The organism is Acidiphilium sp. C61, assembly GCF_905116885.1.
GTDB lineage: Bacteria > Pseudomonadota > Alphaproteobacteria > Acetobacterales > Acetobacteraceae > Acidiphilium.
Genome location: NZ_CAJHNI010000005.1, coordinates 803,949 through 829,431, shown reverse-complemented (window position 1 = coordinate 829,431; position 25,483 = coordinate 803,949). Strand labels below are relative to the sequence as shown.

Genomic DNA, 25,483 nt, shown 5'->3' with positions numbered 1-25,483 from the left:
CACCGGCGCCACTGATCGTGATGCCCGGCCTGCGTCCCGCCGGATTGCGCGCCGCCAGCCCCTCCGGCATATCCGCATCATGACATCGCACCGGCGTTATGGCCTGTTTCTCGCCCTTGCCGCCTTCGCCGCCCTCGGCACCGCCTATTTCGCCCAGGATGTGCTGCGGATGATTCCGTGCCCGCTCTGCTATATCGAGCGCTGGCCCTGGCGCATCGCCGCCGCCCTCGGCATTCTCGCGGCAATCCTGCCGCGCCTGCCGGCACGGGTGCTGATCGGCCTTGCCGCCCTCGCACTCTTCGTCAACGTGGCGATCGCCTTCGTCCATGTCGGCGCCGAGCAGCACTGGTGGAAGAGCCCGCTGCCGGAATGCAACGCGCCGCCGCCCTCCTTCGGCGCCGACCTGCCGCTTCGCCCCTCCGCCTCGTGCGACTCACCCGTCTTCCTCATCCCCTTCCTGCCGGTCTCCTTCGCGACGATGGACCTGATCTGGTCGCTGGTGGTGGCGCTCGCGGCAAGTGCGCATATCTTCCGTGACAGACGGAGCAACGCATGAGCAAAGACATCGACTATCTCCCCGGCGACCGCACGCCGCCCGCCGAAATCGCCCGCATGATCCGGGTCGACCATGCCGGCGAATTCGGCGCCAAACAGATATATGCCGGCCAGCTCGCCGTGCTCGGCCGCGGCCGCCATGGCGACACGCTGCGCCACATGAAGGCGCAGGAGCAGGTCCATCTCGACACGTTCTCCCGCCTGGTTGGCGAGCGCCGGGTGCGCCCGACCGCGCTGCTGCCGCTCTGGCGCATCGCCGGCTTCGCCCTCGGCGCCGCCACCGCGGCGATGGGCCCGCGCGCCGCGATGGCCTGCACCGTTGCCGTCGAGGAAACCATCGACGCGCATTACGCTGCCCAGCGCGACCGCCTGGGCGATGCCGAGCCCGAGCTTTCCGCGACGATCGAGACCTTCCGCCAGGAGGAGCTGGAACACCGGGATATCGGCCTCGCCAACGAGGCCGAGCAGGCGCCGTTCTACCGCCTGCTGTCGGGCGCCATCCGCATCGGCTGCCGCGCCGCGATCGCGATCAGCGAGCGGATCTGATCCGCAGCACGGCATTGCCGGCAGGGCAGGGCGGTTGGCAGCGCCGCCCCACCATCCTACATCAGCATCCATGAGCAGCACGGAACGTTTCGAACAGGATCTGGTCGCAGCCGCCTTCGACCTTGGCGCGAGCCAGGGCTGGCGCCTTGTGACCGCCGCCGCCGCCGCCCGCCATGGCGGGCTCGATCTCGATCGCGCCCGTCGCAGCTTCGCCTGCACGGGGATGATCCTCGCCCGCTTCGGCCGGCTTGCCGACATGCACGCCCTGCACGGTGCGGCAGCGGACGGCGCGGTGCGCGACCGGCTGTTCGACATCGTCATGCGCCGCATCGATTTCCTCCAGCAGCATCGCGCGGGCGTCATCGCCCTGCTGCGCCACATCCCGACCGATCCGCTGCTCGCCTGCTGGCTCGCCCGCGCCAATCTCGCCTCGATGGGCTGGATGCTGGAAGGTGCCGGAGTCTCCGCTGCCGGGCTGCGCGGCGCCCTGCGCAAGCGCGGGATGCTCGCGGTCTGGGCCTGGACGGTGCGGGCCTGGCTGCGCGACGAGAGCGAGGATCTCTCGACCACGATGGCCGCCCTCGATACCGCCCTGACCCGCGCCGAGCAGGCCGCCCTCCAGCTCAACGGCACCCGCCCGCTCGCCGCCGAGGCGGATGAGGATGCGCACTTCACCCCTGCGCCTGACCTTTCGGCTGACCCGGCGGAGGGCACATAAGCCCTCGCGATTCCGCAGCGCCGGGTCTAGAGTTGCGGCGGCAGCGCGGTCTGCCCCTATCGATGCCCCATATCCAGCAGAGGAGTCGTTTCATGGCCGAATCCCCCAAATCGAAGCACGGTGCCGAACACGGCGCGATGCCATCCTTCCTGCCGGATTTCGACTTCACCAAGGCATTCGGCGCGATGAAGCTTCCCGCCATGGCGGATGTCGAGGTCGTGCTCGCCGCCTATCGCCGCAATCTCGAGGCGCTGTCGGAAGCCAACCGCGTCGCCCTCGAAGGTGCCCAGGCCGTCGCCCGGCGACACATGGAGATCATGCAGAAAACCATGACGGAACTCTCCGAGGAGCTGCGCGGGTTCGCCTCCGTCACCGGCTCGCAGGACCGCGCGGCGAAACAGGCCGAACTGCTCAAGAACGCGTATGAAACGGCCGTCGCCAACATGCGCGATCTCGGCGATCTCATCCAGCGCTCCAGCCACGATGCGGTGGAAACGCTGAACAAGCGCTTCTCCGAGGCGATGGACGAGATGAAGACTCTCGTCGAGTCGAAGAAGTCCTGACCTCGCGCGGCTGAACCCGGTCCACATCCGCATGTCCACCGCCATCGCCGCGCCCCGCCTCCCGTTCATTCCCGAACGCCAGGGGGCGCGGCCGATGCAAAAGCCGCTCCGTGTTGTCTCCGACTATGAGCCCGCCGGCGACCAGCCGGGCGCGATTGCCGAACTCGTCCGCGGCGTGCGGGAGGATGAGCGCGACCAGGTCCTGCTCGGCGTCACCGGCTCGGGCAAGACCTTCACGATGGCGAAGGTGATCGAGCAGGTGCAGCGCCCGGCGCTGATCCTCGCCCCCAACAAGACCCTCGCCGCCCAGCTCTATGCCGAGATGAAGTCGTTCTTCCCGGATAACGCGGTGGAATACTTCGTCTCCTACTACGACTACTACCAGCCCGAAGCCTATGTCCCGCGCACCGATACCTACATAGAGAAGGACGCGCAGATCAACGAGGCGATCGACCGGATGCGCCACGCCGCCACCCAGGCGCTGCTCGAGCGCGGCGATGTCATCATCGTCGCCTCCGTTTCCTGCATCTACGGTATCGGCTCGGTCGAGACCTACAGCCAGATGGTCGTCCGCCTCGAAGTCGGCGGCTCGATCGACCGCGACCGCCTCGCCAAGGCGCTGGTCGAACTGCAATACCGCCGCAACGACGCCGCCTTCCAGCGCGGCACCTTCCGCCTGCGCGGCGAGACGGTCGATATTTTCCCGAGCCAGTACGAAGACCGCGCCTGGCGCGTCACCCTCTTTGGCGACGAGATCGAGAGCATCGCCGAATTCGACCCGCTGACCGGCGAGAAGGTGGCTGACCTGCCCGCCATCGCGATCTACGCCAACAGCCACTACGTTACCCCGCGCCCGACGCTCACCCAGGCGATCGGCAAGATCAAGGTGGAACTCCAGCAGCGCCTTCACGACTTCACCGAGACCGGCAAGCTGCTCGAGGCCGAGCGGCTGCAACAGCGCACCACCTTCGACATCGAGATGATGGAAACCACAGGTTCCTGCAAGGGAATCGAGAACTACTCGCGCTATCTCTCCGGCCGCAATCCGGGCGATCCGCCGCCCACCCTGTTCGAATACCTGCCCGACAACGCGCTGCTCATCGTCGATGAGAGCCACGTCACCGTTCCGCAGATCGGCGGCATGTTCAAGGGGGACTTCGCGCGCAAGTCGATCCTCTCCGAATTCGGCTTCCGCCTGCCCTCCTGCATCGACAACCGGCCCCTGAAATTCGAGGAGTGGGAGAGTTTCCGGCCGCAGACCGTCTTCGTCTCCGCAACCCCAGGCCCGTGGGAGATGGAGCGGACCGGCGGCGTCTTCGCCGAGCAGGTCATCCGCCCGACCGGGCTTGTCGATCCCGTCATCGATGTCCGCCCCGTCGAGCACCAGGTGGACGATCTTCTCGCCGAATGCCGCGCCACCTCGCAGGCCGGTGGCCGCGTGCTGGTCACCACGCTCACCAAGCGCATGGCCGAGGACCTCACCGAATACCTCACCGAAAACGGCGTGCGCGTTCGCTACCTCCATTCGGACGTCGATACGCTCGAACGCATCGAGATCATCCGCGATCTGCGGCTCGGCGCCTACGACGTTCTGGTCGGCATCAACCTGCTGCGCGAGGGGCTCGACATTCCCGAATGCATGCTCGTCGCCATTCTCGATGCCGACAAGGAGGGTTTCCTCCGCTCTGCCACCTCGCTGGTGCAGACGATCGGCCGCGCCGCCCGCAATGTCGAGGGCCGCGTCATCCTCTATGCCGACACGATGACCCGCAGCCTCAAATACGCGATCGACGAAACCGAGCGCCGCCGCGCCAAGCAGACCGCCTGGAACGAGGCGCACGGCGTCACGCCGCAAAGCGTGAAAAAGCAGATCGGCGAGATCATGCATTCGGTGTATGAACAGGACTACGTGACCGTGGCACCGATCCGCGACAGCGGTGCTACCGAATTCGTCGGCAAGGATCTGAAGTCGACCATGGCAGAACTGGAGAAACGGATGCGCAATGCCGCGGCCGATCTGGAATTCGAGGAAGCCGCGCGCCTGCGCGACGAGATCAAGCGGCTCGAGGCGCTTGATCTCGGGCTGACGCCGCCGCCCGCGCCGAGCGCATCGCAGCGCCGGCCACGCAATCGCACGCCCGAGCCGCTCGGCCCCGGCGGCGGTGGCTATGACCCCGACAAGCGGCGCGGTGGCCGCCGGAGGCGCGGCCCATGAAACCCGTCCTCGCTGCGGCCCTGCTCGCCGCGCTCGCGCTTCCCGCCGTCGCGTCAGCCGGCGCGCCGATCCATCTGGTCGGGCAGAATGCCAGCTACACGCTGACCCTGTCCAAGGTGCGCGGCCATTCCGTCACCGGCGCCACCGGCCGCCTCGAATTCAACGTGCGCAACACCTGCGATGCCTACACGGTCAGCCAGAAGATGACCCTGCTGATCCGCAACCAGGACGGCACGCTGAGCCGCACCATCAGCGACTACGATACCTGGGAGGCGAAGGACGGCCGGCACTTCACCTTCCTGCTCCGCCAGGGCAACGGCACCTCGATGAAGGTGGAGGACCAGGGCACCGCCGTGATGGGCCCCAAAGATGGCAAGGTGACCTATATCGTCCCGAAGGGGCGGACCGAAACACTGCCTGCCGGCACGCTGTTCCCGATGGCGCATACCCGCACCATTCTCGAAGCCGCCGAGGCCGGCAAGCAGGGCATCGATCCGCCGCTGTTCGACGGCACGTCGAGCCGCGGTGCGGAGCATACATTCGTCGCCATTCTCCAACGCCGGCAGCCGCAGCACGACCGCTTCGCCGACCTTGCGAAACTGCCCTCGGCCCTGGTGGATATCGGCTTCTGGCCCCGCACCGAAAAGGACGACGAGCCGGATTTCCGCACGCAGATGCGCTATTTCACCAACGGCGTCTCGCGCGATGTCCGGCTCGATTTCGGCAATTTCGTGATGACCGGCAAGCTGACCTCGCTCGCCATCCTCAAGAATGCCTGCCCGTCGTCCCACAGGCGGCCTGACCGGGCGAGCGCCAAGGGCTGATTTCGGCAGGTCCGCGTTACCCGACCGGATGGTTCCATCCGGTCGGGTACACGTAACGGCAGGGCGTAATCAGTCGTCGCCTTATGAGCGGTATATCAGCTGCCGCTGTCCTCGCCCTCGGGGGCGGTGTCCGGCGCCGGGGTGGTGGACGGTGAAGCGGGCTCCGCCTTGCGCGCCGCTTTCGCCGACGGCCGTGTGATAACCGGTTTCACGGCGCGCCGGTCCGGTGTGGCGCGAGCCGCGCTGGTCGGCTTGCCATTTGCGGTCTTCCGCGTCGTCGCCGCGGTGCGGCTCACCGTCTTGGCCGGAGCCGCGGCCTTGGCGCCCGTCTTCGCTGCAGGCTTTGCTACAGTCTTTGTTGCCGTCTTCGCCGTCACCTTCGCCGTCGCCTTCGCAACTGCGGCCTTTGCCGGGGCGGCTTTCGTGCTGGCTGGCTTGCCGGCAGCAGCTTTTGCGGCTGTCTTCGCCGCAGGTTTCGTCGCGGACTTTGCGCTGCTCTTCACGGCGGTCTTCGCACCGGCCTTGGCTTGCGTCGATGTCTTCGCAGTGATCTTCGTCGCCGCCTTTGTGGTCGTCGTCTTCTTGGTCGGGGCCTTGCTGCCTGTCTTTGCGGCGGTCTTGCCCGTCGCCTTCGCCGCGGTCTTCGCCGCAGCGGATTTCATGACGGGAGCCTTGGCGCTGGCGGTCTTCGTCGCCGCACCCTTCGCGGCGCCGGCCTTGGTGGCGCCGGCCTTGGTGGCGGTGGTCTTCGCGCTCGGCTTCGCGGCCGAAATCGTCTTCGTCGCGGCCTTTGTGGCGGCACTCTTCGGGGCTTTCGCCGTTACCGCCGGCTTTTTGGCCATCGCCTTCGGTGTTGCGATCTTTGCAGGCGCTGCCTTCGGCTTTGCCTTGGCGGCCGGTTTCGTGGTTGCGCCTTTTGCGGTGGCTGTCTTGGTCTTCGAGGCGGTTTTCGCAGTGGTCCTGGTGCTGGCGCGTATGGCGAGGGCCTTGGCGCGCGGTTCGGTTTGCTTGGTCACGAGGTTGTTCCTTCGCTCGGGGTTGCGGGTAACGCGGTCAGCCTTGCCGTTGCCAATGACCGAGGCCGCCATCGCCCCGCTCGGGGCCGCGTCACCTCTGAAGTTCTAACATCGCTGGAGTTTGCGGAGCGGGTCCGTTGATGTCCGGTTAGTCGAGGTGACGCCATCGCGGTTGTCATCGTCGTGCAGGCAGTCTTCCCGTCGTTTCGAGGCCTGGCTTCGCGTGATCGCGGCCAGTGTCCATCCTTCCCTTTCGCGTGCGTTACTCGATTTGACCGATCGGCTCTTGACAGTTCTGCGACGCGAATCGCGCGGCGCACGCAATTTCCGCTATCGGCCGTATGAATATGCTGTGTCAACAAAAAGCGTCGGCACTTCCTTGCGCGGCGCCTGTTTTTTGCGTTTTTTCGCGGCTCTGATGCGGTTTCGCATCGTCTTGACTGTCAAACGCCGCATGAGATCCGTCCTGCGCTCCGCGCATTCCCACTCTGCCGCCGCGCTGAAAGGCTTGCGTCCGCGTCGCTTCGGGCCGATCATGTCATCGTCCGGAGATCATTCCAGACAATGCCATGGGAAATCCGAGCGTGGCCGACGATACCGATATCACCTGGATCGCACCGCGCGGGCGCGCACAGCACGAGGTCGCCATGCCAGGCTGGCGCATCGCCCTCGGTCGTGGCCTGTCGATGCGCTGCCCCGCTTGCGGCGAAGTCTCCGCCTTCGATGGGTATCTCAAGGTGCGGCGCGAATGTTCCTCCTGTGCCGCTCCGCTTGGCCGCGTGCCGTGCGACGATGCGCCGATCTATCTTACCCTCGTCATCGCGCTGCATATCGTCATCCTGCTGATGGTGACGGCCGACTATGATGGCGGCATGAGCTGGGTTGCCTCGCTGTTCATCTTCGTGCCGCTGACGCTCGCGCTGATCCTGCTGATGATGCGGCCGATCAAGGGTGCCACGCTCGCGATCATGCTCAAGGTCAATCTGCTGCGCCCGGCGCCGAGGGTGGTGCCGTCCGGCAATGGCTGACGGCGCGTCCGACATCCGCGGCCGCCTGCGCCGCGTTGTGCTCGATGAAGAGATCGGCGGCGCGCTTTCGCCGATGCAGGAGGCCGACCGCAACCAGGCCATCGCCGATCTTGCGGCGGATAACCGTTTCGCCCTCGCCACGCATCCCGAAGCCGCCACCATCCTTCATCTCTCCGTGCAGGATGGCCGGCTGGTTTTCGACATTCGCGACGAATCCGACGCAACGCAGCAAACCCTCGTCCTCGCTCCGGGTCCGTTCCGCTCGATGATCCGCGACTACCAGATGTTGCTCGACAGCTATGCCGCCGCCGTCGCCGAAGGCCGCGAGGCGCGGATCCAGGCCATCGACATGGGCCGCCGCGGCCTGCACAACGAGGGCGCCGAACTCGTGATGGCCCGGCTCAACGGCAAGGTGCTGCTCGATTTCGACACCGCCCGCCGCCTCTTCACCCTCATCTGCGCGCTGCATCGTCGCGCGTAAGCGCGCAAAAAGATACCAGCGTAAGCGCGCAAAAAGATATCAGCGTAAGTGCGCTGAAACAACGCGCGTGAGCGCGTGAAAGCCCCGAGTGTGAGCGCGCGAAAATATCAGTGTGAGCGCGCCGGATCATCGTCCCGAACCACGCCATGCGCGCGCGGCGATTGACGCGGCGCCCTGCCTCGCGCCAGATCGGCTTACGCAGTTTCGAGGTGAGAGATGAAAATCGACGGCACGCCCTATCGTTCGATCTGGGTCGACGAGTCCGACCGCTGGTCGGTCCGCATCATCGACCAGACCAGGCTGCCCTGGGCCATCGAGATTCCCCGTCTGACCGCGCCGGCGCAGGTCGCGCATGCGATCAGCGCGATGCTCGTGCGCGGCGCCCCGCTGATCGGCGCCACCGCCGCCTATGGCGTTGCGCTGGCCATGCGCGCCGATCCATCGGATGAAGCGCTGGCGACGGTCATTCCCATGCTCGCCGCAACGCGGCCGACCGCGATCAATCTCCGCTGGGCGCTCATGCGCATGCAGCGCGCCCTCGCTGCGCATCCGCCCGCCGAGCGTGCCGACGCCGCCTATGCCGAGGCCGCCGCGATCTGCGACGAGGATGTGGCGACCAACCGCGCCATCGGCGAGCACGGTCTCGGCCTCATCCGCGCCCGCGCGCAGGGAAGCCGCCGCGTCAACATCCTCACCCATTGCAATGCCGGCTGGATCGCGACGGTCGACTGGGGGACGGCGCTCGCGCCGATCTACATGGCGCATGATGCCGGCATCGACGTTCATGTCCTCGTCGATGAAACCCGCCCGCGCAACCAGGGTTTCTCGCTCACCGCCTGGGAACTCGGCAAGCACGGCGTGCCGCACACCGTGATCGTCGACAATGCCGGCGGCCATTTCATGCAGCGCGGCGAGGTCGACATGGTCATCGTTGGCACCGACCGTGTCACCCGCGCCGGCGATGTCGCCAACAAGATCGGCACTTATCTTAAGGCGCTCGCCGCGCGCGACAATGGCGTGCCGTTCTACGTGGCGTTGCCCTCCTCGACGATCGACTGGACGATCGCGGACGGGCTCTCCGACATACCGATCGAGGAACGCGCGCCGGCCGAGGTCACCACCATCACCGGCCGCGCGCTCGATGGTGCGATGATGACCGTCCGCATCGTCCCGAAGGACAGTCCCGCCGCCAATCCCGCCTTCGACGTCACCCCCGCGCGCCTCGTCTCCGGCCTGATCACCGAGCGCGGCATCTGTGCGGCGAGTGCGCCGGCGCTGGCTGCGATGTTCCCCGACCAGGCGTTGCAGACGGCGGCGTGAACACGGCGGCGCGCCGCGCCCTCGGCCTCGTCGCACTGCTCGCAGCACTTGCGGGCTGCGCGATGCGGCCGGATGCGCATGCGCCGCCCTTCGCCAGCAAGCCCTATGCCGCGTTCTCCCGCAGCGCTGCCATTGGCGTGGCCGAGGGGGAATGGCGCTACTGGGGCAGCCCGGTGATCGACGGCCCCGCCGATGAGGAGCCGGTGTTGCCGCCGCCAGCGCTGCAGGAGCGCGACGATGCCGGCTGGCAGGAAGTCGGGCTTTACTGGTGGATCGGCATGAACGCCGGCCATCAGGAAGATCGCTGGACCGGCAAGCACGATGCGGCGGGTCGGGTCTTTCCCCGCGCGGTGAACGGACGCTACGCCTGGTCCGCCGCCTTCATATCCTATGTCATGCGCATGGCCGGCGCCGGCCGGAATTTCCCCTACGCGCCCGACCACGCCCGGTATATCGACGCCGCCTGGCGTGCCGCCCATGACGGCACCCCTCACGCCGCGAAACCTTCCGAACTCCGGGCCAAAAATCCCGCGACCTACGCGCCTGCGCCCGGCGACCTCATCTGCGCCGGACGCGGCAGCGCCGCCCGCATCACCTATGCCGATCTGCCCACCAATGGATATTTCCCGGCGCACTGCGCCATCGTCACCGCCGCCACGCCATCCGAACTTTCCATCATCGGCGGCAATGTCGACGATACGGTCGCGCTCACCCATGTCCCGCTCACCGCGCGCGGCACTCTCCTGCACCGCGATGGCACGATCGTCGACCCGCGGTATGACTGGTTCGTCGTGCTGCGCGTGCTCTATCGGCGCGATTGAACTATAGAGGCCCGATGGCCCGCTCCCCATCCCCCGACGGCGACCTCTTCGGCGAGGCCGCGCCCGCGCAGACATCCGCCCCGCGCGGCGCCGTGCCGCTGGCCGAACGCCTGCGCCCGCGCGAACTCGCCGATGTGATCGGCCAGCCGCATCTTGTCGGGCCGGACGGCACGCTCACCCGGATGCTCGAACGCGGCAGCCTCGCCTCGCTCATCCTCTGGGGCCCGCCCGGCGTCGGCAAGACCACCATCGCCCGCCTGCTGGCCGACCGCGCCGGTCTCGTCTTCGTGCAGATCTCCGCCGTGTTCTCCGGCGTCGCCGATCTCAAGCGCGTCTTCGAGGAGGCCGCCCGCCGCCGCCGCACCGGCGCGCGTACGCTGCTCTTCGTCGATGAAATCCACCGCTTCAACCGCGCCCAGCAGGACGGTTTCCTGCCCGTGGTCGAGGAGGGAACGATCACTCTTGTCGGCGCGACCACCGAAAACCCGTCCTTCGAGCTGAACGGCGCGCTGCTCTCCCGCTGCCAGGTCCTCGTGCTCCGCCGCCTCGATGACGACGCGCTGGAACACCTGCTCCGCCGCGCCGAAGCCGTGATGGCGCGCAAGCTCGCCCTCACCGATGCCGCCCGCGCCGCCCTCCGCGCCATGGCGGATGGCGATGGCCGCGCCATCCTCAACATGACCGAGCAGATCTTCGCCGCGAACCCGCCGGCACCGCTCGACGAAGCGGCCCTCGCCACCATCATCGCCCGCCGCGCCGCCCTCTATGATCGCGACCGCGAGGAGCACTACAATCTCATCTCCGCCCTGCACAAATCGATGCGTGGCTCCGACCCCGACGCCGCGCTCTACTGGTATGCCCGCATGCTCGCCGGCGGCGAGGACCCGCGCTACATCGCCCGCCGCCTCACCCGCTTCGCCGTCGAGGATATCGGCCTCGCCGAGCCCGCTGCGCTTACCCATGCCATCGCCGCCTGGGAGGCCTATGAGCGGCTCGGCAGCCCGGAGGGCGATCTTGCCATCGCCCAGCTCGTGCTCTACCTCGCGACGGCGCCGAAATCGAACGCCGCCTACCGCGCCTTCGGCGCCGCCCGCCGCGCCGCCCAGGCCACCGGCAGCCTGACGCCGCCCGCCCATATCCTCAACGCCCCCACGAAACTCATGAAAAATCTCGGCTACGGCGCCGGCTACGAATACGACCACGACAGCGAAGAGGCCTTTTCTGGCCAGACCTATTTCCCAGACGGCATGAGCCGCGAAACCTTCTACCGCCCCGCCGGCCGCGGCGCGGAACAGGAGATCAAGCGCCGCCTGCTGCACTGGGCCAAACTCAGGGAGGATCGCGAATGAGCGTCCGCATCGTCACCGTCGAGCCCGATCAGGCCGACATGCGGCTCGACCGCTTTCTCCGCAGCCTGCATCCCGGCCTTACCCAGGGCGCGATCCAGAAATTCTGCCGCACCGGGCAGGTGAGGGTGGATGGCAAGCGCGCCGAGGCCTCGACCCATCTCGCCGCCGGTCAGGTAGTGCGGATTCCGCCGGTGCCCGACACCCCGGCGCCGAAGCCGCGCCAGACGGTCGCGGCCAATGAATGGGACGTCAAGGAGCTGAACGCCCGCATCCTTCACCGCGACGCCGACGTGCTGGTGATCGACAAGCCCGCCGGCCTCGCCACCCAGGGCGGCAAGGGCATCGCCAGACATCTCGACGGCATGCTCGACGCGCTCCGCTTCGATGCCACCGAACGCCCCCGCCTCGTCCACCGGCTGGACCGCGACACCTCCGGCGTGCTCATCCTCGCCCGCAACGCTTTCGCCGCCAACCGCCTCGCCGCCGCCTTCCGCGGCCGCGACATGGAAAAGACCTACTGGGCCATCGTCGTCGGCCTGCCGATCCCGATGGAAGGCCAGATCGACTTGCCGCTCGCTCGCATCGGCGGCGCCCAGGGCGCGCGCACCCGCCCCGCCGACCGCGACGACGAGGATGCCGCGAAGGCGATCACCGATTACCGCACCCTCGATCATGCCGGGCGGAAATTCTCCTGGCTCGAACTGCATCCGCTCACCGGCCGCACCCACCAGCTGCGCGCCCATTGTGCCGCGATCGGCACGCCGATCCTCGGCGATGCGCCTTACGGCGAGCACCTCGCCTTCGCCGAGGGGTTTCCGCGCCAGCTGCATCTGCACGCCCGCCGCCTGGTCCTGCCGCACCCGCGCGGCGGCCGGCTCAGCGTCGAGGCGGAGCTGCCAGCGCACATGAAAACCACCTTCGCGACGCTCGGCTTCACCGCTCCGCACGCCGCCCCGGCGCGGCGGGGCTAGAGCAATTTCCGATCCATCAGGATCGGATATCGTGCTCTATCTTGTTGATAAAAAGACCATCTTTAGCCGATCAGATGACTCCATCTGATCGGATGATGCTCTACGCTCCGGCGGCGCCGACGGTCATGCCGCCGCAGACATAGAGCACCTGGCCAGTGACGAAGCCGCTGCGCTGGTCGAGCAGATAGGCGATTGCGTGCGCCACGTCCGCCGGGGTGCCGACCCGGCGGACCGGGATGCCCTCGATGATCGCCGTGGTGCGCGGATCGTCCGGCGGGTTTACCCGGTCGAACAGTTCGGTGCGGATCGGGCCGGGGCCAACGGCGTTGGCGGTGATGCCGAAGCGGCCGAGTTCCAGCGCCCAGACCTTCGCCATGCCGATCAGCCCGGCCTTGGTCGCGGCATAGGCGGTGCGGTCTTCCTTGCCGAGGGCGGCGCGCGAGGCGATGTTGACGATGCGGCCGAATCCCGCAGCCTTCATGCCGGGCAGCAGCGCCTGCACGCATTGCAGGCTGCAGCGCAGGTTGAGCGAGACCACGGCGTCGAGATCGGACACGGTCTGCGCCTCGATCGGGGCGGGGCGGACGGTGCCGACATTGTTGACCAGCCGGGTGATCGGCCCGCCGCGCAGCGCCTCGGCCAGGGCGGCCTCGGTCGCCGCCGGATCTGACAGGTCGGCGACGATGCCATCGCCGATCCGGTCGATCATCACGACCTCGTAGCCCTCCTCGCGGCAGCGCGCGACGCTCGCCGCGCCGATACCCGCAGCCCCGCCCGTGACCAGCACCCGTTCCTTGGCCATTGTTCCTCCCCGAACGACAAAAGGCCGGCGCCGTGGATCCGGCGCCGGCCTCTCTTCAAGCCGTCATGCCGCCGTCCCCGTCAAGGGGCGGCGCGGCCTGTGTTCAGGCGGCCTTCGCCATGTTGCGCAGCACGAAGTGCAGGATGCCGCCGTTCTGGTAGTAGAGCACCTCGTCGCGGGTATCGACGCGGCAGAGCAGTGAGACCTTGTCGGTCGTGCCGTTGGCGCGGCGGATCACCATGTCGAGATCCATGCGCGGCGAGAGGTTTTCGAGGCCGACGATGTCGATCGTCTCGTCACCCTTCAGCGCCAGCGTCTTGCGGGTCATGCCGTCCTTGAAGACCAGCGGCAGCACGCCCATGCCGACGAGGTTCGAGCGATGGATACGCTCGAAGCTCTCGGCGATGACCGCCTTGACGCCGAGCAGCACGGTGCCCTTCGCCGCCCAGTCGCGCGAGGAGCCGGTGCCGTATTCGCGGCCGGCAAAGACCACCAGCGGCACGCCTTCGTTGCGGTAGCGCATCGCCGCATCGTAGATCGACAGCTGCTCGCCCGTGGGGAAGTGCTTCGCGTAGCCGCCCTCGACATTGTCCAGCATCTCGTTGCGGATGCGGATATTGGCGAAGGTGCCGCGCATCATGATTTCATGATTGCCGCGGCGCGAGCCGTAGGAGTTGAAGTCCTTCTGCTGGATCTGGCGCTCGAGCAGGTATTCGCCGGCCGGCGTCGTCTTGCGGAAGGACCCTGCCGGGGAGATGTGGTCGGTGGTGATCGAGTCGCCGAGCAGGGCGAGGATGCGCGCGCCCGCGATGTCCTTCACCGGCGCCGGCTCCTTCGTCATGCCCTCGAAATAGGGCGGGTTCTTGACGTAGGTCGAGCTGTCGGACCAGCCATAGGTGTCCGACTCGCCCTCGACGGCGATCGCCTGCCACTGCTTCGGTCCCTTGAACACATCGCCATAGCGATCGAGGAACATCTCGCGGGTGAGCGAGGACTGCACCATCGCGGCGATCTCGGCGGTGGTCGGCCAGATGTCCTTCAGGAAGACGTCGTTGCCGTTCTTGTCCTTGCCGATCGGGTCCTTGGTGATGTCCTTGCGCATGGTGCCGAGCAGCGCATAGGCGACGACCAGCGGCGGCGAGGCGAGGTAGTTCGCCCGCACGTTCGGATGCACGCGGCCCTCGAAATTGCGGTTGCCGGACAGCACCGAGACGGCGACCAGTTTGTTGTCCTCGATCGCATCGGCGATCGCGTCATCAAGCGGGCCGGAATTGCCGATGCAGGTGGTGCAGCCATACCCGACCGTCTCGAAGCCCAGCGCGTCGAGATCGTCCTGCAGGCCGGCGCGGTTGAGATATTCGGTGACGACCTGCGAGCCGGGCGCGAGGGAGGTCTTGACCCAGGGCTTCGGCGTGAGGCCGAGGGCGCGGGCCTTGCGGGCGACGAGTCCGGCGGCGATCAGCACCGAGGGGTTGGAGGTGTTGGTGCAGGAGGTGATCGCGGCGATCACCACGTCGCCATGGGTGATCGAGAAATTCGTCCCCTTCACCTCGGCGGTGGCGCCGACATCGCCGGCAGGAACGCCGAGGCCCTTGGTCAGCTCGGCATCGAAGGCGGTGGAGGCCTGCGACAGCGCGACCCGGTCCTGCGGGCGCTTCGGCCCGGCGAGCGAGGGCTCGACGGTAGAGAGATCGAGTTCCAGCGTGTCGGAGAACACCGGATCGGCACCCTCGCGCCACAGGCCCTGGGCCTTGGCATAGGCCTCGACCAGCTTGATGCGGTGCTCGTCGCGGCCGGAGAGGCGCATGTAGTCGAGGGTGATGCCATCGACCGGGAAGAAGCCGCAGGTCGCACCGTATTCCGGCGCCATGTTGGCGATGGTCGCGCGGTCGGCCAGCGGCAGGTGGTCGAGACCCTCGCCGAAAAATTCGACGAACTTGCCGACGACGCCCTTCTTGCGCAGCATCTGGGTGACGGTCAGCACCAGGTCGGTCGCGGTGATGCCCTCGCGCAGGCTGCCGGTGAGGCGGAAGCCGATCACGTCCGGGATCAGCATGGCGATCGGCTGGCCGAGCATGGCGGCCTCGGCCTCGATGCCGCCGACACCCCAGCCGAGCACGCCGAGGCCGTTGACCATCGTGGTGTGGCTGTCGGTGCCGAACAGCGTGTCCGGATAGGCATAGCTCTTGCCGTTGGACGCCGAGGTCCAGACGGTCTGGGCGAGATATTCGAGGTTGACCTGGTGGCAGATGCCGGTGCCGGGCGGGACGACGCGGAAATTGTCGAACGCCTCCTGGCCCCAGCGGAGGAATTCGTATCGCTCGCCGTTGCGCTCGAATTCGATGTCGACGTTCTTTTCAAGAGCGTCCTTGCGGCCGAACACGTCGACCATCACCGAATGGTCGATCACGAGATCGACCGGAACCAGCGGGTTCACCTTCTCGGCCTTGCCGCCGAGGCGGAGGATGCCGTCGCGCATCGCCGCGAGATCGACCACCGCCGGAACGCCGGTGAAGTCCTGCATCAGGATGCGGGCCGGGCGGAACGGCACGTCCTTGTCGGAATGGGCCTGGGCGGTCCACTCGACCAGCGCCTTCGCGTCATCGACCGTGCAGGCCGAACCGTCCTCGAAGCGCAGGACGTTCTCCAGCAGGATTTTCAGTGTCCGCGGCAGGCGGGAAATGTCGCCGAGCTTTTCAGCGGCGGCATTGAGTGCGAAATAGGCGTAGTCCTTTCCATCGACGCTCAGCGTCTTTTCCACTTGCAGACTGTCCCGTCCGATCATGCTCATCGCGTTCGCTCCTCTTCGCGCGCCACTGCGGTGCGTTGCGCCGCAGCAAAACCCGGTTTCGCGCCGCTTTAATCACGGCGTGGGCCCCGCGTCCATGTCCAGCGCCGGTCTCTAGCCATGCTGGAAGCGAGGGGCCTGGCTGCGATCCGCGGGGAACGTCTCATATTCCGTGACATATCGTTCCGGGTGGGCCAGGGCGAGGCGCTGGTGCTGGTCGGGCCGAACGGGGCGGGGAAGTCATCGCTGATCCGGCTGGTGGCCGGGCTCACCCCGCCGGCATCTGGCGAGCTGCTCTGGGACGGGGCGGATGCTCTCGACGATCCGCCGCTGCACGCAACACGGCTGTGCTTCGTCGGCCATGCCGATGCGATCAAGCCGGGGCTGAGTGTGGCGGAAAATCTCGGCCTCGACCGCAGGCGCCCGCGCGCGCTCGTGCTGGAGGCGCTGGCCAGCGTCGATCTGGAGCGGTTTGCCGACCTGCCGGCGCGGCTGCTCTCCTCGGGGCAGCGACGGCGCCTGGCGCTGTCGCGTCTCGCCCTCTCGGCGTCGCCGCTCTGGCTGCTCGACGAGCCGACCACCGGGCTCGACGCAGCCTCGGTACGGCGGCTCGAAGCCAATATCGCGAAGCATCTCGGCCGCGGCGGCATGGTGATCGCGGCGACGCACCTGCCGCTCGACCTGCCTGGCGCGCGGCCGTTCGACCTTGCGGGGCAGGCGGCATGAAACCTTTTCTCGCGCTGATCCGCCGCGAACTGATCCTCGCCCTTCGCCATGCCGGCGACTCGGTGGCCTCGCTGCTGTTTTTTGTCATCGCCGCCAGCCTGTTCGCCTTCGCGATCGGGCCCTCGGCCAATGTTCTCTCCGGCATCGCGCCGGGGGTGGTCTGGGTGATCGCGCTGCTCGCCGCCCTGCTGCCGCTCAACCGGCTGTTCGCCGCCGATTTTGAGGACGGCTCGCTCGACCAGCTGATGCTGTCCGGCCTGCCGGCGAGCGGCGTGGCGATGGGCAAGATCATCGGTCACTGGCTGACCACCGGGCTGCCGCTGCTGCTCATCGCCGGGCCGGTCGCGGTCATGCTGCGGCTCGGCGGCGATGCGGTGCCGCAGTTGCTGGCGACGCTGCTGCCGGGGACGATGCTGCTCTCGCTGGTGGGCGGGATGAGTGCGGCGGTCACGCTCGGCGCGCGCGGCGGCACGGTGCTGCTGCCGCTGATCGCCCTGCCGCTGATGATCCCGGCGGTGATCTTTGGCGCCGCGGGCGCGGTGGCGCAGTCGCCTTACGCGGAGCTTGCCATGCTCGGCGGGCTGCTCGCGCTGTTTCTGCCGATCGCCCCGCTGGCCGCCGGCGCGGCGCTGCGGGCCGCGGTCGGCTGAGCCTGGAACATCATCCGACCGGATGGAATCATCTGATCGGATGAAGTGCTCCGGCGCGGCATCACAGTTTCGCGCAGGCGGCTTCGAGCCAAGCGCGCGCCGCCGCGTCGAGCGCGGGGCCGATCGTGGCCAGCACGCGGGCGTGATAGGTGTCGAGCCAGGCGCGGGCGTCGGGGGCGAGCAGGGCGGGATCGATCAGCCGGCGGTCGAACGGGGCGAGGGTGAGCGGCTCGAATTCGAGGAATTGCTTTGCCGCCCCGACCGGCGAGGGGACAACGAGCAGCAGGTTTTCCAGCCGGATTCCGTAGCCGCCGGGTTCGTAATAACCGGGCTCGTCGGACAGGATCATGCCCGGTGCGAGGGCGATGGGCTTTCCCAGCCGGTGGAAGCTCACAGGCCCCTCATGCACCGAGAGATAGGAGCCGACGCCGTGGCCGGTGCCGTGGTCGAAATCGAGCCCCGCCTCCCAGAGCGGCGCACGGGCGAGGGCGTCGAGCTGCGGGCCCGTGGTGCCCTGCGGAAAGCGCGCCCGGGCGAGGGCGACATGGCCGGCGAGGACGCGGGTGAAGTGGTCGCGCAGCTTTTGCGGCGGCGCGTCCGGTCCGGTCCAGAGCGTGCGGGTCACGTCCGTCGTGCCGTCGGGATACTGGCCGCCGCTGTCGATCAGGTAGATCTCGTTGCGGCGGATCGGCCGGTCCGAGGCGGGGGTGACGCTGTAATGGATGATGGCGCCGTGCTCGCCGGCGCCGGAGATGGCGGGGAAGCTCTCGCCGTGAAAGCCCGGGGCGGTGCTGCGGCAGGCAAGCAGCTGCGCCGCTGCACTCCGCTCGGTCTGGCCGCCCTCGGGTGACGCTGCGGCGAACCAGGCGAGGAAGCGGCAGAGTGCGACGCCGTCATGCCGGTGGGCGACGCGGGCGCCCTCCTGCTCGACCGGGTTCTTGATCGCGCGCGGCAGCACGCAGGGATCGCCGCCGGAGACGGTGATCGCCCCGGCATCGCCGAGCAACTGGCTGAAGCGGATGGGCGCCGTCGCCGGGTCGAGGCGGACGCGCTGGCCGCGCAGTGCGGCGAGGCTTTGCGCCATCGCCGCGCGGGGGATGATCTCGACGGCGGCGCCGAGATGCGCGCGCGTTGTCGGCGGCACCCGCGCCGGGTCGATGAAGATGATCGCCGAAGCGTCGCGCCGGAGCAGGGCGAAGCAGAGCACGATCGGCGTGTGCGGCAGGTCGGCGCCGCGCAGGTTGAACAGCCAGGCGACGGCGTGCGGATCGGTCAGCAGGACCGCGTCCGCCCCCTCCCGCGCGATGGTTTCGGCGATGCGGGCGCGCTTGGACGCCGCCGATTCCCCGGCATGTTCCGGCGGATGCGCGAGCGCCGGCGAGGCCGGCGGGGCCGGGCGGTCGGCCCAGAGCGCGTCGATCGGATTGGTGACCGGCACCATGGTCAAGCCGGCATCGGCATAGACGGCGACGGCATTCGCCGTCATCAGCCAGGGATCGTAGCCGATCCGCGCGCCGGGGGCGGCGGCCTGCAGCCATTCGACGGGCGGGGTTTCGACGATGTGATGCCGCTCCCAGATCGCGGGATCGGTCTGCTCGGCGAGTTGCAGCGTGTAGCGGCCATCGGAGAAGACGGCGGCGCGGTCGGCCAGCAGGATGGCGAGGCCGGCACTGCCGGTGAAGCCGGTCAGCCAGGCCAGCCTTGCTGCCGAGGCGGGGACGTATTCACCGAGGAACTCGTCGCTCCTGGGTTGTATGAAGCCGTCGAGCCCCTCGGCGCGCAGCGTGTTTCGGAGGGAACCGATCTGCGTTTTCATCATATCTTAATAAATATCCCATCGATTTTACGCATGGCTGACAAAGCAACGTATCGCTCCCCAAACCAAATCGCCGCGCTTATGTTGCACTGCGAAAACACGGTGACGGATGGCACGACAATGACCGCCCGCATCGAGGTTTGGCTCCTTAAACAACGGTGAAGTATCATGTCTTCCACGACACAGAACAAGCGCTCCCTTCCGGCCGCCGACACGATGGCGGCCCATACCGCCGCGATCGACGCCGCACTGGTCGACAGCGCCCGCCTTGCCGCCAACGGCTTCGCCCGGATCGGCGCCTGGTTCGCCGCGCGCCGCGCCGCGCGCGAGGCCTATCGCGAACTGCAGAGCCTGAGCGATCGCGAACTGACCGATCTCGGCATCGGCCGCGCCGATATCCGCGCGGTGCTGAACGGGACGTTCAAGCGCCCGATCTGACCCATCGCTTCGTGATGGCTACATGAACCCGGGCAGGCGCCGAGCCTTGGCCCGGGTTCTTGCTGTTCGGGGTTCTGGGGCATCATCCGATCAGAGCAAGCCATCTGATCGGCACATGTTCTATTCTCCAGATTCCCCGCGGCCCTTGCCGAGGATGAGCGTGGTCCATTCGCCATCGTCGATCCGCCCCTTGAGAACCAGGCCGTGGCGGCGATGCGCCGAGATCACCCAGCGCGCCTGGCGGCCGAGCAGGCCGGCGAGAATTGCAGTGCCGCCGGGGGCGAGATGCGCCGCCAGTTCGTGCGCCATGGCGACCAGCGGCCGGGCGAGGATGTTGGCGAAGACGAGATCGTACGGCGCGCGGTGGGCGAGCTGCGGCGCTGACCAGCCATCCGAGCCGATCACCCGCAGCAGCGGCGAGACGCCGTTGAGCGCCGCGTTGGCGCTCGCGACCCGCACCGCCCGCTGGTCGATATCGGTGGCGAGGACCGGCTTTCCCCAGATTTTCGCTGCCGCGATACCAAGAATGCCTGAGCCGGTGCCGAGATCGAGGATGCGGCCGGGCGCGCGCCGTTTCGCAAGGCGCTCCAGCGCCAGCAGGCAGCCGCGCGTCGAGCCGTGTTCGCCGGTGCCGAAGGCGAGGCCGGCATCGAGCAGGATGGTGATGCGCCCAGCCGCATGCGGCGTGGTGACATGGGTGCCGCGAATGGCGAAGCGGTCGCCGATCAGCTGCTCGGGGAAGCCCTCGTAGCTGCGTGCGAGCCAGCCGCCGGCCGGCACCAGCGCCCGCTCGACCGCGGGGCTGACGCCGCTCGCCGCTTCGGCCAGCAGCAGGGCGGCGGCGAGGTCGCCATCCGCGCCGCCCGGCTCGCGCAGCCCTTCGACGATCCAGGTGCCGTTCGACTCATCGAGAAAGAAGCCGACGCTGCGGCAGCACGCCTCAAGCGCCGCCTCGAAGGATTCGAGTGCTGCCTCTGGCACCGTCACGGTGACGCGCTCCAGCATTTCCACGCCGCCCCGTGCCATCACGCCCGCTCCACGAAACGGTCGAGCACGCGTTTTTCGCCGGCATTGTCGAAACGGATGTCGAGTCGGTCGTCTTCCGCGTCGATCACGACGCCATAGCCGAATTTCTGGTGAAACACGCGGGTTCCTTCGGTGATCCTGTCGGGGCGGGGCGGGCGCGGGGTGGCGGCCCAGGCATCCGCGTGCTCGCCGCTCGCCCGCCGTGCCGCGACCAGCGGGCGCGCGGTGGCGAAGACGGGCGGCGCGTTGCGCTGATCGAGTGACGCGGAGCCGCCGGTGCGGATCGCATCCTCCGGCAGTTCCTCGATGAAGCGGGACGGCACGCTGCTTTGCCAGTTGGCGTAGATCCGGCGGTTGGCACAGTGGGAAATGATGGCGCGCTGCTTCGCCCTGGTGATTCCGACATAGGCGAGGCGGCGTTCTTCCTCCAGAGCGCGGCCGCCGCCCTCGTCGAGGGAGCGCTGGTTGGGGAACACGCCCTCTTCCCAGCCGGGCAGGAAAACGGTGTCGAACTCCAGCCCCTTCGCCGCGTGCAGCGTCATCAGCACGACCTTGTCGTCGTCCGGCTCATTGTCGTTGTCCATCACCAGGGCGACGTGTTCGAGGAAGCCGCCGAGCGTCTCGAACTCGGCGACGGCGCGGACCAGCTCCTTCAGGTTCTCGATCCGGCCGGCCGCTTCGGGGGTTTTCTGCTCCTGCCACATCGCGATGTAGCCGCTGGCATCGAGCAGGGTGGACAGGGCGACGACATGGCCATCGAGCCGCAGGGTCTCGCGCCATTCGGCGAACTGGGCGAGCAGGTCGCGCAGCCCGTCCCGCGCCTTGCCGCGCAGCCCGCCTTCGGCGACGACGCGGCTTGCGGCCTCGGCGAGCGGAACGCCATCGGCGCGGGCGCGCTCGTGCAGGGTGCGCAGCGCGGTGTCGCCCAGGCCGCGTTTCGGCGTGTTGACGATGCGCTCGAAGGCGAGGTCGTCCGCAGGCTGGGCGAGCAGCCGCAGATAGGCGATGGCGTCGCGGATTTCCGCCCGCTCATAGAAGCGCAGGCCGCCGACGATGCGATAGGGCATGCCGATGGTGATGAAGCGTTCCTCGAATCCGCGGGTCTGGAAGCCGGCACGGACCAGCACCGCGCATTCGGCAAGCCGGTGGCCGTCGGCGCGCAGCGCCTCGATCCGGCTGGCGACGGCGCGGCTTTCCTCGTCCGAATCCCAGAAGGCGAGAACCTCGACCTTCTCGCCCTCGGCATCGTTCCGCCCGGCATGCAGGGTCTTGCCGAGCCGGCCTTCATTATGCGCGATCAGCGCCGAGGCGGCGCGCAGGATCGGCGCCGTCGAGCGGTAATTCGCCTCCAGCCTGACGATTTTCGCACCGGGGAAATCCTGCTCGAAGCGCAGGATGTTCTCGATTTCGGCGCCGCGCCACGAATAGATGCTCTGATCGTCGTCACCCACGCAGCAGATGTTCTTCGAGGCCTGGGCGAGCAGGCGCAGCCAGTAATACTGAACGAGGTTGGTGTCCTGGTATTCGTCGACCAGGATGTAGCGGAAGCGGCGGTGATACTGGGCGAGGATCTCGGGCTCGCGCTTGAGCAGGTCGGTCGCGAGCATCAGCAGGTCGCCGAAATCCATCGCGTTCAGCGCCTGCAGCCGTTGCTGGTAGGCGGTGTAGAGGTCGCGCGCGGATTCCGCGCCCCAGTCGATATCGAGCTCGCGCGGCACCTGGTCGGGCAGCAGGCCGCGATCCTTCCAGCGCTGGATCGTGCCCATCAGCCCTTGCGGGGTGAAGCGCTTCACGTCCATCCGCCGCGCTTCCATCACCTGCTTGAGCAGGCGGAGCTGGTCGTCCGGATCGAGGATCGAGAAACTCGACGTGCGGCCGACGAGCTCGGCATGGCGGCGGAGCATCCGTGCCGCGAGGGCGTGGAATGTGCCGAGCCACAGCCCCTCCGCCGGCTCGCCGAGCAGGGCGGAGACGCGTTCGCGCATCTCCCGCGCCGCCTTGTTGGTGAAGGTGACGGCGAGCACCTGGTTCGGAAAGGCGCGGCGTGTGAGCAGGATATGGGCGAAGCGGGTGGTCAGCACGCGGGTCTTGCCGGTGCCGGCACCGGCGAGCACCAGGACCGGCCCGTCCACCGCCTCGACGGCTTCGCGCTGGGCGGTGTTCAGCCTGTCGAGATAGTCGCTCACCTGGCCGGCTTCACGCCCAGGATGCGCGCGATCGCGTAGGTCAGGTCGGCACGGTTGAGGGTGTAGAAATGGAACTCGTCGATGCCGTTGGCCTGCAGCGTGCGGACCTGCTCGGCGGCGATGCTGGCGGCGACCATCTTGCGGGTTTCGGCGTCGTCGTCGAGCCCGTCGAACATCTCGCCCATCCAGGCCGGGACATGGGTGCCGGCCATCTCGCTGATCCGCTTCGCCTGCCCGAAATTGGAGACCGGCATGATGCCGGGGATGATTGGCGCGGTGATGCCGGCGGCCAGCGCGCGGTCGAGAAAGTCGAGGAAATGGCCGGTCTCGAAGAAGACCTGGCTGATCGCCCGCGTCGCCCCGGCATCGAGCTTGCGCTTGAGATTGTCGAGATCGGCCTGCGGGCTTGCCGCCTGGGTGTGGGTTTCGGGATAGGCGGCGACCGAGATCTCGAAGTCGGCGACGCGGCGCAGCCCGGCGACGAGGTCGGCCGCATAGGCGTAACCCTCGGGATGCGGCGCATAGGCGGAGCCGCCCGGCGGGTCGCCGCGCAAGGCGACGATATGGCGCACGCCGGCATCCCAGTAGCGGCGGGCGACATCATCGACCTCGCCGCGCGAGGCGCCGACGCAGGTCAGGTGCGCTGCCGGAACAAGGGTGGTCTCCCGCACCAGGCGGGTGACGGTGGCGTGGGTGCGCTCCTGGGTCGAGCCGCCGGCGCCGTAGGTGATCGAGACGAAGCGTGGCGCCAGCGATTCGAGCCGGCGGATGCAGGCCCAGAGCTGGGTTTCCAGCGCCTCGGTCTTGGGCGGGAAGAACTCGAACGAGATCGCCGGCGCCGGGGCGCGCGGCATGCGCGCGGGCAGCGGATCGATGCGCGGGCCTGACAGCCAGCGTTCCAGGACGGCGCGGGGCGGGGTGTGACTCATCGGAAACTCCTCGGTCGTCTCGTGGCAGCAAGTGCCGCCGGTGGCAAGGCTGGCCCGCGGCGACGGGCGCTGTTGATCCGCCCGGCCGCGACGCTACATACCAAAAATATGGTGCGCGCGTGCCGGTCGGGCAGATCCCCCGGATGGGCGCCACGAAATGATGCGGCGCCTTTCCGGACGCCGAGACAAGGAGAGGCTCGTGGGTATCGTCAAGACATCGTTGCTGTCGTTGCTGGCCGTGCCGGTTCTGCTCGCCGGTTGCGCCACACCGCCGCCGCGGAGCAACCAGGCGGCCTACGAGGCCTATCGCCAGCAGAACGATCCGCTGAAACCGGCCAACCAGGCCTTCTACCGGTTCGACAACGTGCTGGATGCCTATGCGCTGCGGCCGGTGGCGGTGGGCTACAGCCACGTCACCACCCCGGCGATCCGCCAGCATGTCGGCGATTTCATGGACAACATGGACGCGCCGGCGCAGCTCGTCGAATTCATGGCCGCCGGCAAGCCGCGCGACGCCGGCACCACGCTGGTCCGCTTCCTCGTCAACTCGACGGTGGGGATCGGCGGCATCTTCGACCCCGCGAGCGCGCTCGGCTACCGGCGGGTCTATACCGATCTCGGCCTCACTTTGGCCGGCTACGGCGTGCCGGAGGGGCCGTATCTCTATCTGCCCTTCGCCGGCCCGTCCGATCTGAGGGATGCCTCGGTGCTGCCCGCCGGGCTGTTTCTCTCGGCAACCGCCGCCGCGCCGCCCTCCACCGGCCTGACCATCTTCAATTATGGCTCCGACGGGCTGAGCGTGGTCAACACGCGGGCCAACCTGATCGGCACGATCGACAACATCAAGAAATCGTCGCTCGATCCCTATGCCACATTCCGGAGCCTTTATCGCCAACATCGTGCCGCACAGTTGAAGACAATCGACGAGCGCGACATCGCGACCCCGCCGTCCTGGTATCCGGCGAAAGTGCGGGAGGCGATGAAACCGCGCCCCTATGGCGCGCCGTAGGGCATTCGAGACGACGCACTGCAGAAAGGATTTCCTGATGGCTTCTTCCGTTCGCCGGGTTCTGCTCGGCGCATTCGCCGTATTGCCGTTTCTCGGCGCGCTGCCCGCCGCCGCCCTCGCTGCCGCGCCGAACGCCGCTGTGGCGCAGACTTTCATCAAGCAGTCCGGCGACCAACTCGTCTCGATCGTCAACGGGCCGGGCTCGACCCAGGCCAAGTCGGACAAGCTGCGCGCGCTGGTGGACCGTATCGTCGCGGTGGACCAGATCGGCCGCTTCGTGCTCGGCCGCTACTGGCGGGTGGCAACGCCGGCGCAGCAGCAGGAATATCTGCATCTGTTCCACCAGACGCTGGCTTACAACATCACCAACCAGATCCGCGCCTACAAGGGCGTCACCTTCGCGGTGAACGGGGCGAAGCCGGGGCCGGAAGGGCAGATGGTCGCCACCACCGTCACAAGGCCGGGCGAGTCGCCGGCGGACGTGCAATGGGTGGTCGATACGGTGGGCGGCGCGCCGCGCATCGTCGATGTCGTGGTCGAGGGCACGTCGCTCAGGATCACCGAGCGGTCGGATTATTCGAGCGTGATCAACGATCATGGCGGCCAGGTCAGCGCGTTGCTCGACGCGATGAAGCAGCAGATCAGCCGCATCGCGGCGGGCTGAGCGGCCTCCGGGCGATCGCCGCCCTTGCCCGGGGGCGGCGAT

At 68.0% G+C, this 25,483-nt stretch carries 25 protein-coding genes; 18 read left to right on the top strand and 7 right to left on the bottom strand.

The window, feature by feature from the left end; translation table 11 throughout:
- Positions 1-79 precede the first annotated feature (79 nt).
- The 7 genes from HUW10_RS06750 to HUW10_RS06720 all read left to right on the top strand — a co-directional run bounded on the left by HUW10_RS06750 (position 80) and on the right by HUW10_RS06720 (position 6,546).
- Positions 80-556 carry a disulfide bond formation protein B gene (locus tag HUW10_RS06750; protein ID WP_174502796.1) on the top strand — a complete coding sequence of 159 codons (477 nt, stop codon included), beginning with the start codon at positions 80-82 and terminating at the stop codon, positions 554-556.
- Positions 553-1,101 carry a demethoxyubiquinone hydroxylase family protein gene (locus HUW10_RS06745; RefSeq protein ID WP_174502795.1) on the top strand — a complete coding sequence of 183 codons (549 nt, stop codon included), beginning with the start codon at positions 553-555 and terminating at the stop codon, positions 1,099-1,101. Before HUW10_RS06750 ends, HUW10_RS06745 begins: the two co-directional genes overlap by 4 nt.
- 70 nt (positions 1,102-1,171) lie before the next feature.
- Positions 1,172-1,819, top strand: coding sequence for a TetR family transcriptional regulator (locus HUW10_RS06740; protein ID WP_174502794.1), 648 nt, complete (start codon positions 1,172-1,174; stop codon positions 1,817-1,819).
- A gap of 92 nt (positions 1,820-1,911) precedes the next feature.
- Positions 1,912-2,382 (top strand): phasin family protein, encoded by a 471-nt coding sequence (locus HUW10_RS06735; protein ID WP_174502793.1) that lies wholly within the window; start codon positions 1,912-1,914, stop codon positions 2,380-2,382.
- A 31-nt stretch (positions 2,383-2,413) separates the two neighbouring features.
- Positions 2,414-4,597, top strand: coding sequence for an excinuclease ABC subunit UvrB (gene uvrB / locus HUW10_RS06730; RefSeq protein WP_236656260.1), 2,184 nt, complete (start codon positions 2,414-2,416; stop codon positions 4,595-4,597).
- Positions 4,594-5,421 carry a cell envelope integrity EipB family protein gene (locus tag HUW10_RS06725; RefSeq protein ID WP_174502792.1) on the top strand — a complete coding sequence of 276 codons (828 nt, stop codon included), beginning with the start codon at positions 4,594-4,596 and terminating at the stop codon, positions 5,419-5,421. Before uvrB ends, HUW10_RS06725 begins: the two co-directional genes overlap by 4 nt.
- A 144-nt stretch (positions 5,422-5,565) precedes the next feature.
- Complete coding sequence (locus HUW10_RS06720) at positions 5,566-6,546, top strand: hypothetical protein (RefSeq protein WP_174502791.1); 981 nt, start codon at positions 5,566-5,568, stop codon at positions 6,544-6,546.
- A 221-nt stretch (positions 6,547-6,767) separates the two neighbouring features.
- Here the strand turns inward: HUW10_RS06720 and HUW10_RS06715 are convergent, their stop codons facing one another.
- On the bottom strand, positions 6,768-6,974 hold the full coding sequence (locus HUW10_RS06715) for a hypothetical protein (protein WP_174502790.1): 207 nt from the start codon (positions 6,972-6,974) through the stop codon (positions 6,768-6,770).
- A gap of 47 nt (positions 6,975-7,021) precedes the next feature.
- On the opposite strand from HUW10_RS06715, the gene HUW10_RS06710 reads away from it, so the two are divergent.
- The 6 genes from HUW10_RS06710 (at position 7,022) to HUW10_RS06685 (ending at position 12,407) form a co-directional block, all read left to right on the top strand.
- Positions 7,022-7,465 (top strand): DUF983 domain-containing protein, encoded by a 444-nt coding sequence (locus HUW10_RS06710; RefSeq protein ID WP_236656259.1) that lies wholly within the window; start codon positions 7,022-7,024, stop codon positions 7,463-7,465.
- Positions 7,458-7,946: a UPF0262 family protein gene (locus HUW10_RS06705; RefSeq protein WP_174502788.1), complete on the top strand. Its 489-nt coding sequence runs from the start codon at positions 7,458-7,460 to the stop codon at positions 7,944-7,946. The genes HUW10_RS06710 and HUW10_RS06705 overlap by 8 nt, the downstream gene beginning before the upstream one ends.
- A gap of 216 nt (positions 7,947-8,162) precedes the next feature.
- Positions 8,163-9,266, top strand: coding sequence for an S-methyl-5-thioribose-1-phosphate isomerase (gene mtnA / locus HUW10_RS06700; RefSeq protein ID WP_174502787.1), 1,104 nt, complete (start codon positions 8,163-8,165; stop codon positions 9,264-9,266).
- Positions 9,263-10,087, top strand: coding sequence for a DUF2272 domain-containing protein (locus HUW10_RS06695; RefSeq protein ID WP_174502786.1), 825 nt, complete (start codon positions 9,263-9,265; stop codon positions 10,085-10,087). The genes mtnA and HUW10_RS06695 overlap by 4 nt, the downstream gene beginning before the upstream one ends.
- A gap of 14 nt (positions 10,088-10,101) precedes the next feature.
- The gene (locus HUW10_RS06690) at positions 10,102-11,436 is read left to right on the top strand and encodes a replication-associated recombination protein A (protein ID WP_174502785.1); all 1,335 of its coding nucleotides are present in this window, start codon (positions 10,102-10,104) and stop codon (positions 11,434-11,436) included.
- On the top strand, positions 11,433-12,407 hold the full coding sequence (locus tag HUW10_RS06685; RefSeq protein ID WP_174502784.1) for an RluA family pseudouridine synthase: 975 nt from the start codon (positions 11,433-11,435) through the stop codon (positions 12,405-12,407). Before HUW10_RS06690 ends, HUW10_RS06685 begins: the two co-directional genes overlap by 4 nt.
- A gap of 100 nt (positions 12,408-12,507) precedes the next feature.
- Here the strand turns inward: HUW10_RS06685 and HUW10_RS06680 are convergent, their stop codons facing one another.
- Both HUW10_RS06680 and acnA read right to left on the bottom strand, forming a co-directional pair.
- Positions 12,508-13,209, bottom strand: a complete 702-nt coding sequence (locus HUW10_RS06680) for an SDR family oxidoreductase (RefSeq protein WP_174502783.1) — start codon at positions 13,207-13,209, stop codon at positions 12,508-12,510.
- Between the two features lie 103 nt (positions 13,210-13,312).
- Entirely contained in the window at positions 13,313-16,000 is a 2,688-nt protein-coding gene (gene acnA, locus HUW10_RS06675) for an aconitate hydratase AcnA (protein ID WP_174502782.1), read from the bottom strand.
- A gap of 117 nt (positions 16,001-16,117) precedes the next feature.
- Between acnA and ccmA the strand changes: the two genes are divergently transcribed.
- Both ccmA and ccmB read left to right on the top strand, forming a co-directional pair.
- Positions 16,118-16,723, top strand: coding sequence for a heme ABC exporter ATP-binding protein CcmA (ccmA, locus tag HUW10_RS06670; protein ID WP_174502781.1), 606 nt, complete (start codon positions 16,118-16,120; stop codon positions 16,721-16,723).
- Positions 16,720-17,373, top strand: coding sequence for a heme exporter protein CcmB (gene ccmB / locus HUW10_RS06665; RefSeq protein ID WP_174502780.1), 654 nt, complete (start codon positions 16,720-16,722; stop codon positions 17,371-17,373). Before ccmA ends, ccmB begins: the two co-directional genes overlap by 4 nt.
- A gap of 61 nt (positions 17,374-17,434) precedes the next feature.
- Here the strand turns inward: ccmB and HUW10_RS06660 are convergent, their stop codons facing one another.
- Positions 17,435-19,192: an aminopeptidase P family protein gene (locus HUW10_RS06660; protein WP_174502779.1), complete on the bottom strand. Its 1,758-nt coding sequence runs from the start codon at positions 19,190-19,192 to the stop codon at positions 17,435-17,437.
- A 165-nt stretch (positions 19,193-19,357) separates the two neighbouring features.
- Here HUW10_RS06660 and HUW10_RS06655 point away from each other — a divergent pair, with 165 nt between their 5' ends.
- Positions 19,358-19,627 carry a DUF1127 domain-containing protein gene (locus tag HUW10_RS06655; protein WP_174502778.1) on the top strand — a complete coding sequence of 90 codons (270 nt, stop codon included), beginning with the start codon at positions 19,358-19,360 and terminating at the stop codon, positions 19,625-19,627.
- 120 nt (positions 19,628-19,747) lie between these two features.
- Here the strand turns inward: HUW10_RS06655 and HUW10_RS06650 are convergent, their stop codons facing one another.
- The 3 genes from HUW10_RS06650 to metF are packed head-to-tail and all read right to left on the bottom strand — an operon-like array spanning position 19,748 to position 23,768.
- Complete coding sequence (locus HUW10_RS06650) at positions 19,748-20,653, bottom strand: 50S ribosomal protein L11 methyltransferase (RefSeq protein ID WP_174502777.1); 906 nt, start codon at positions 20,651-20,653, stop codon at positions 19,748-19,750.
- Positions 20,653-22,839: an ATP-dependent helicase gene (locus tag HUW10_RS06645; protein ID WP_174502776.1), complete on the bottom strand. Its 2,187-nt coding sequence runs from the start codon at positions 22,837-22,839 to the stop codon at positions 20,653-20,655. The genes HUW10_RS06650 and HUW10_RS06645 overlap by 1 nt, the downstream gene beginning before the upstream one ends.
- Complete coding sequence (gene metF / locus HUW10_RS06640; RefSeq protein ID WP_174502775.1) at positions 22,836-23,768, bottom strand: methylenetetrahydrofolate reductase [NAD(P)H]; 933 nt, start codon at positions 23,766-23,768, stop codon at positions 22,836-22,838. The genes HUW10_RS06645 and metF overlap by 4 nt, the downstream gene beginning before the upstream one ends.
- Before the next feature lie 199 nt (positions 23,769-23,967).
- On the opposite strand from metF, the gene HUW10_RS06635 reads away from it, so the two are divergent.
- Together HUW10_RS06635 and HUW10_RS06630 are read left to right on the top strand one after the other, a co-directional pair.
- Positions 23,968-24,777 (top strand): VacJ family lipoprotein, encoded by an 810-nt coding sequence (locus HUW10_RS06635; RefSeq protein WP_236656258.1) that lies wholly within the window; start codon positions 23,968-23,970, stop codon positions 24,775-24,777.
- A 37-nt stretch (positions 24,778-24,814) separates the two neighbouring features.
- Entirely contained in the window at positions 24,815-25,441 is a 627-nt protein-coding gene (locus HUW10_RS06630; protein WP_174502774.1) for a phospholipid-binding protein MlaC, read from the top strand.
- Positions 25,442-25,483: the final 42 nt, after the last annotated feature.

Coding starts and splice junctions, on each gene's coding strand:
- HUW10_RS06750 (WP_174502796.1), top strand. CDS start 80: ATGACATCGCACCGGCGTTATGGCCTGTTTCTCGCCCTTGCCGCCTTC.
- HUW10_RS06745 (WP_174502795.1), top strand. CDS start 553: ATGAGCAAAGACATCGACTATCTCCCCGGCGACCGCACGCCGCCCGCC.
- HUW10_RS06740 (WP_174502794.1), top strand. CDS start 1,172: ATGAGCAGCACGGAACGTTTCGAACAGGATCTGGTCGCAGCCGCCTTC.
- HUW10_RS06735 (WP_174502793.1), top strand. CDS start 1,912: ATGGCCGAATCCCCCAAATCGAAGCACGGTGCCGAACACGGCGCGATG.
- uvrB (WP_236656260.1), top strand. CDS start 2,414: ATGTCCACCGCCATCGCCGCGCCCCGCCTCCCGTTCATTCCCGAACGC.
- HUW10_RS06725 (WP_174502792.1), top strand. CDS start 4,594: ATGAAACCCGTCCTCGCTGCGGCCCTGCTCGCCGCGCTCGCGCTTCCC.
- HUW10_RS06715 (WP_174502790.1), bottom strand. CDS start 6,974: ATGATCGGCCCGAAGCGACGCGGACGCAAGCCTTTCAGCGCGGCGGCA.
- HUW10_RS06705 (WP_174502788.1), top strand. CDS start 7,458: ATGGCTGACGGCGCGTCCGACATCCGCGGCCGCCTGCGCCGCGTTGTG.
- mtnA (WP_174502787.1), top strand. CDS start 8,163: ATGAAAATCGACGGCACGCCCTATCGTTCGATCTGGGTCGACGAGTCC.
- HUW10_RS06690 (WP_174502785.1), top strand. CDS start 10,102: ATGGCCCGCTCCCCATCCCCCGACGGCGACCTCTTCGGCGAGGCCGCG.
- HUW10_RS06685 (WP_174502784.1), top strand. CDS start 11,433: ATGAGCGTCCGCATCGTCACCGTCGAGCCCGATCAGGCCGACATGCGG.
- HUW10_RS06680 (WP_174502783.1), bottom strand. CDS start 13,209: ATGGCCAAGGAACGGGTGCTGGTCACGGGCGGGGCTGCGGGTATCGGC.
- acnA (WP_174502782.1), bottom strand. CDS start 16,000: ATGAGCATGATCGGACGGGACAGTCTGCAAGTGGAAAAGACGCTGAGC.
- ccmA (WP_174502781.1), top strand. CDS start 16,118: ATGCTGGAAGCGAGGGGCCTGGCTGCGATCCGCGGGGAACGTCTCATA.
- ccmB (WP_174502780.1), top strand. CDS start 16,720: ATGAAACCTTTTCTCGCGCTGATCCGCCGCGAACTGATCCTCGCCCTT.
- HUW10_RS06660 (WP_174502779.1), bottom strand. CDS start 19,192: ATGATGAAAACGCAGATCGGTTCCCTCCGAAACACGCTGCGCGCCGAG.
- HUW10_RS06655 (WP_174502778.1), top strand. CDS start 19,358: ATGTCTTCCACGACACAGAACAAGCGCTCCCTTCCGGCCGCCGACACG.
- HUW10_RS06650 (WP_174502777.1), bottom strand. CDS start 20,653: ATGGCACGGGGCGGCGTGGAAATGCTGGAGCGCGTCACCGTGACGGTG.
- metF (WP_174502775.1), bottom strand. CDS start 23,768: ATGAGTCACACCCCGCCCCGCGCCGTCCTGGAACGCTGGCTGTCAGGC.
- HUW10_RS06630 (WP_174502774.1), top strand. CDS start 24,815: ATGGCTTCTTCCGTTCGCCGGGTTCTGCTCGGCGCATTCGCCGTATTG.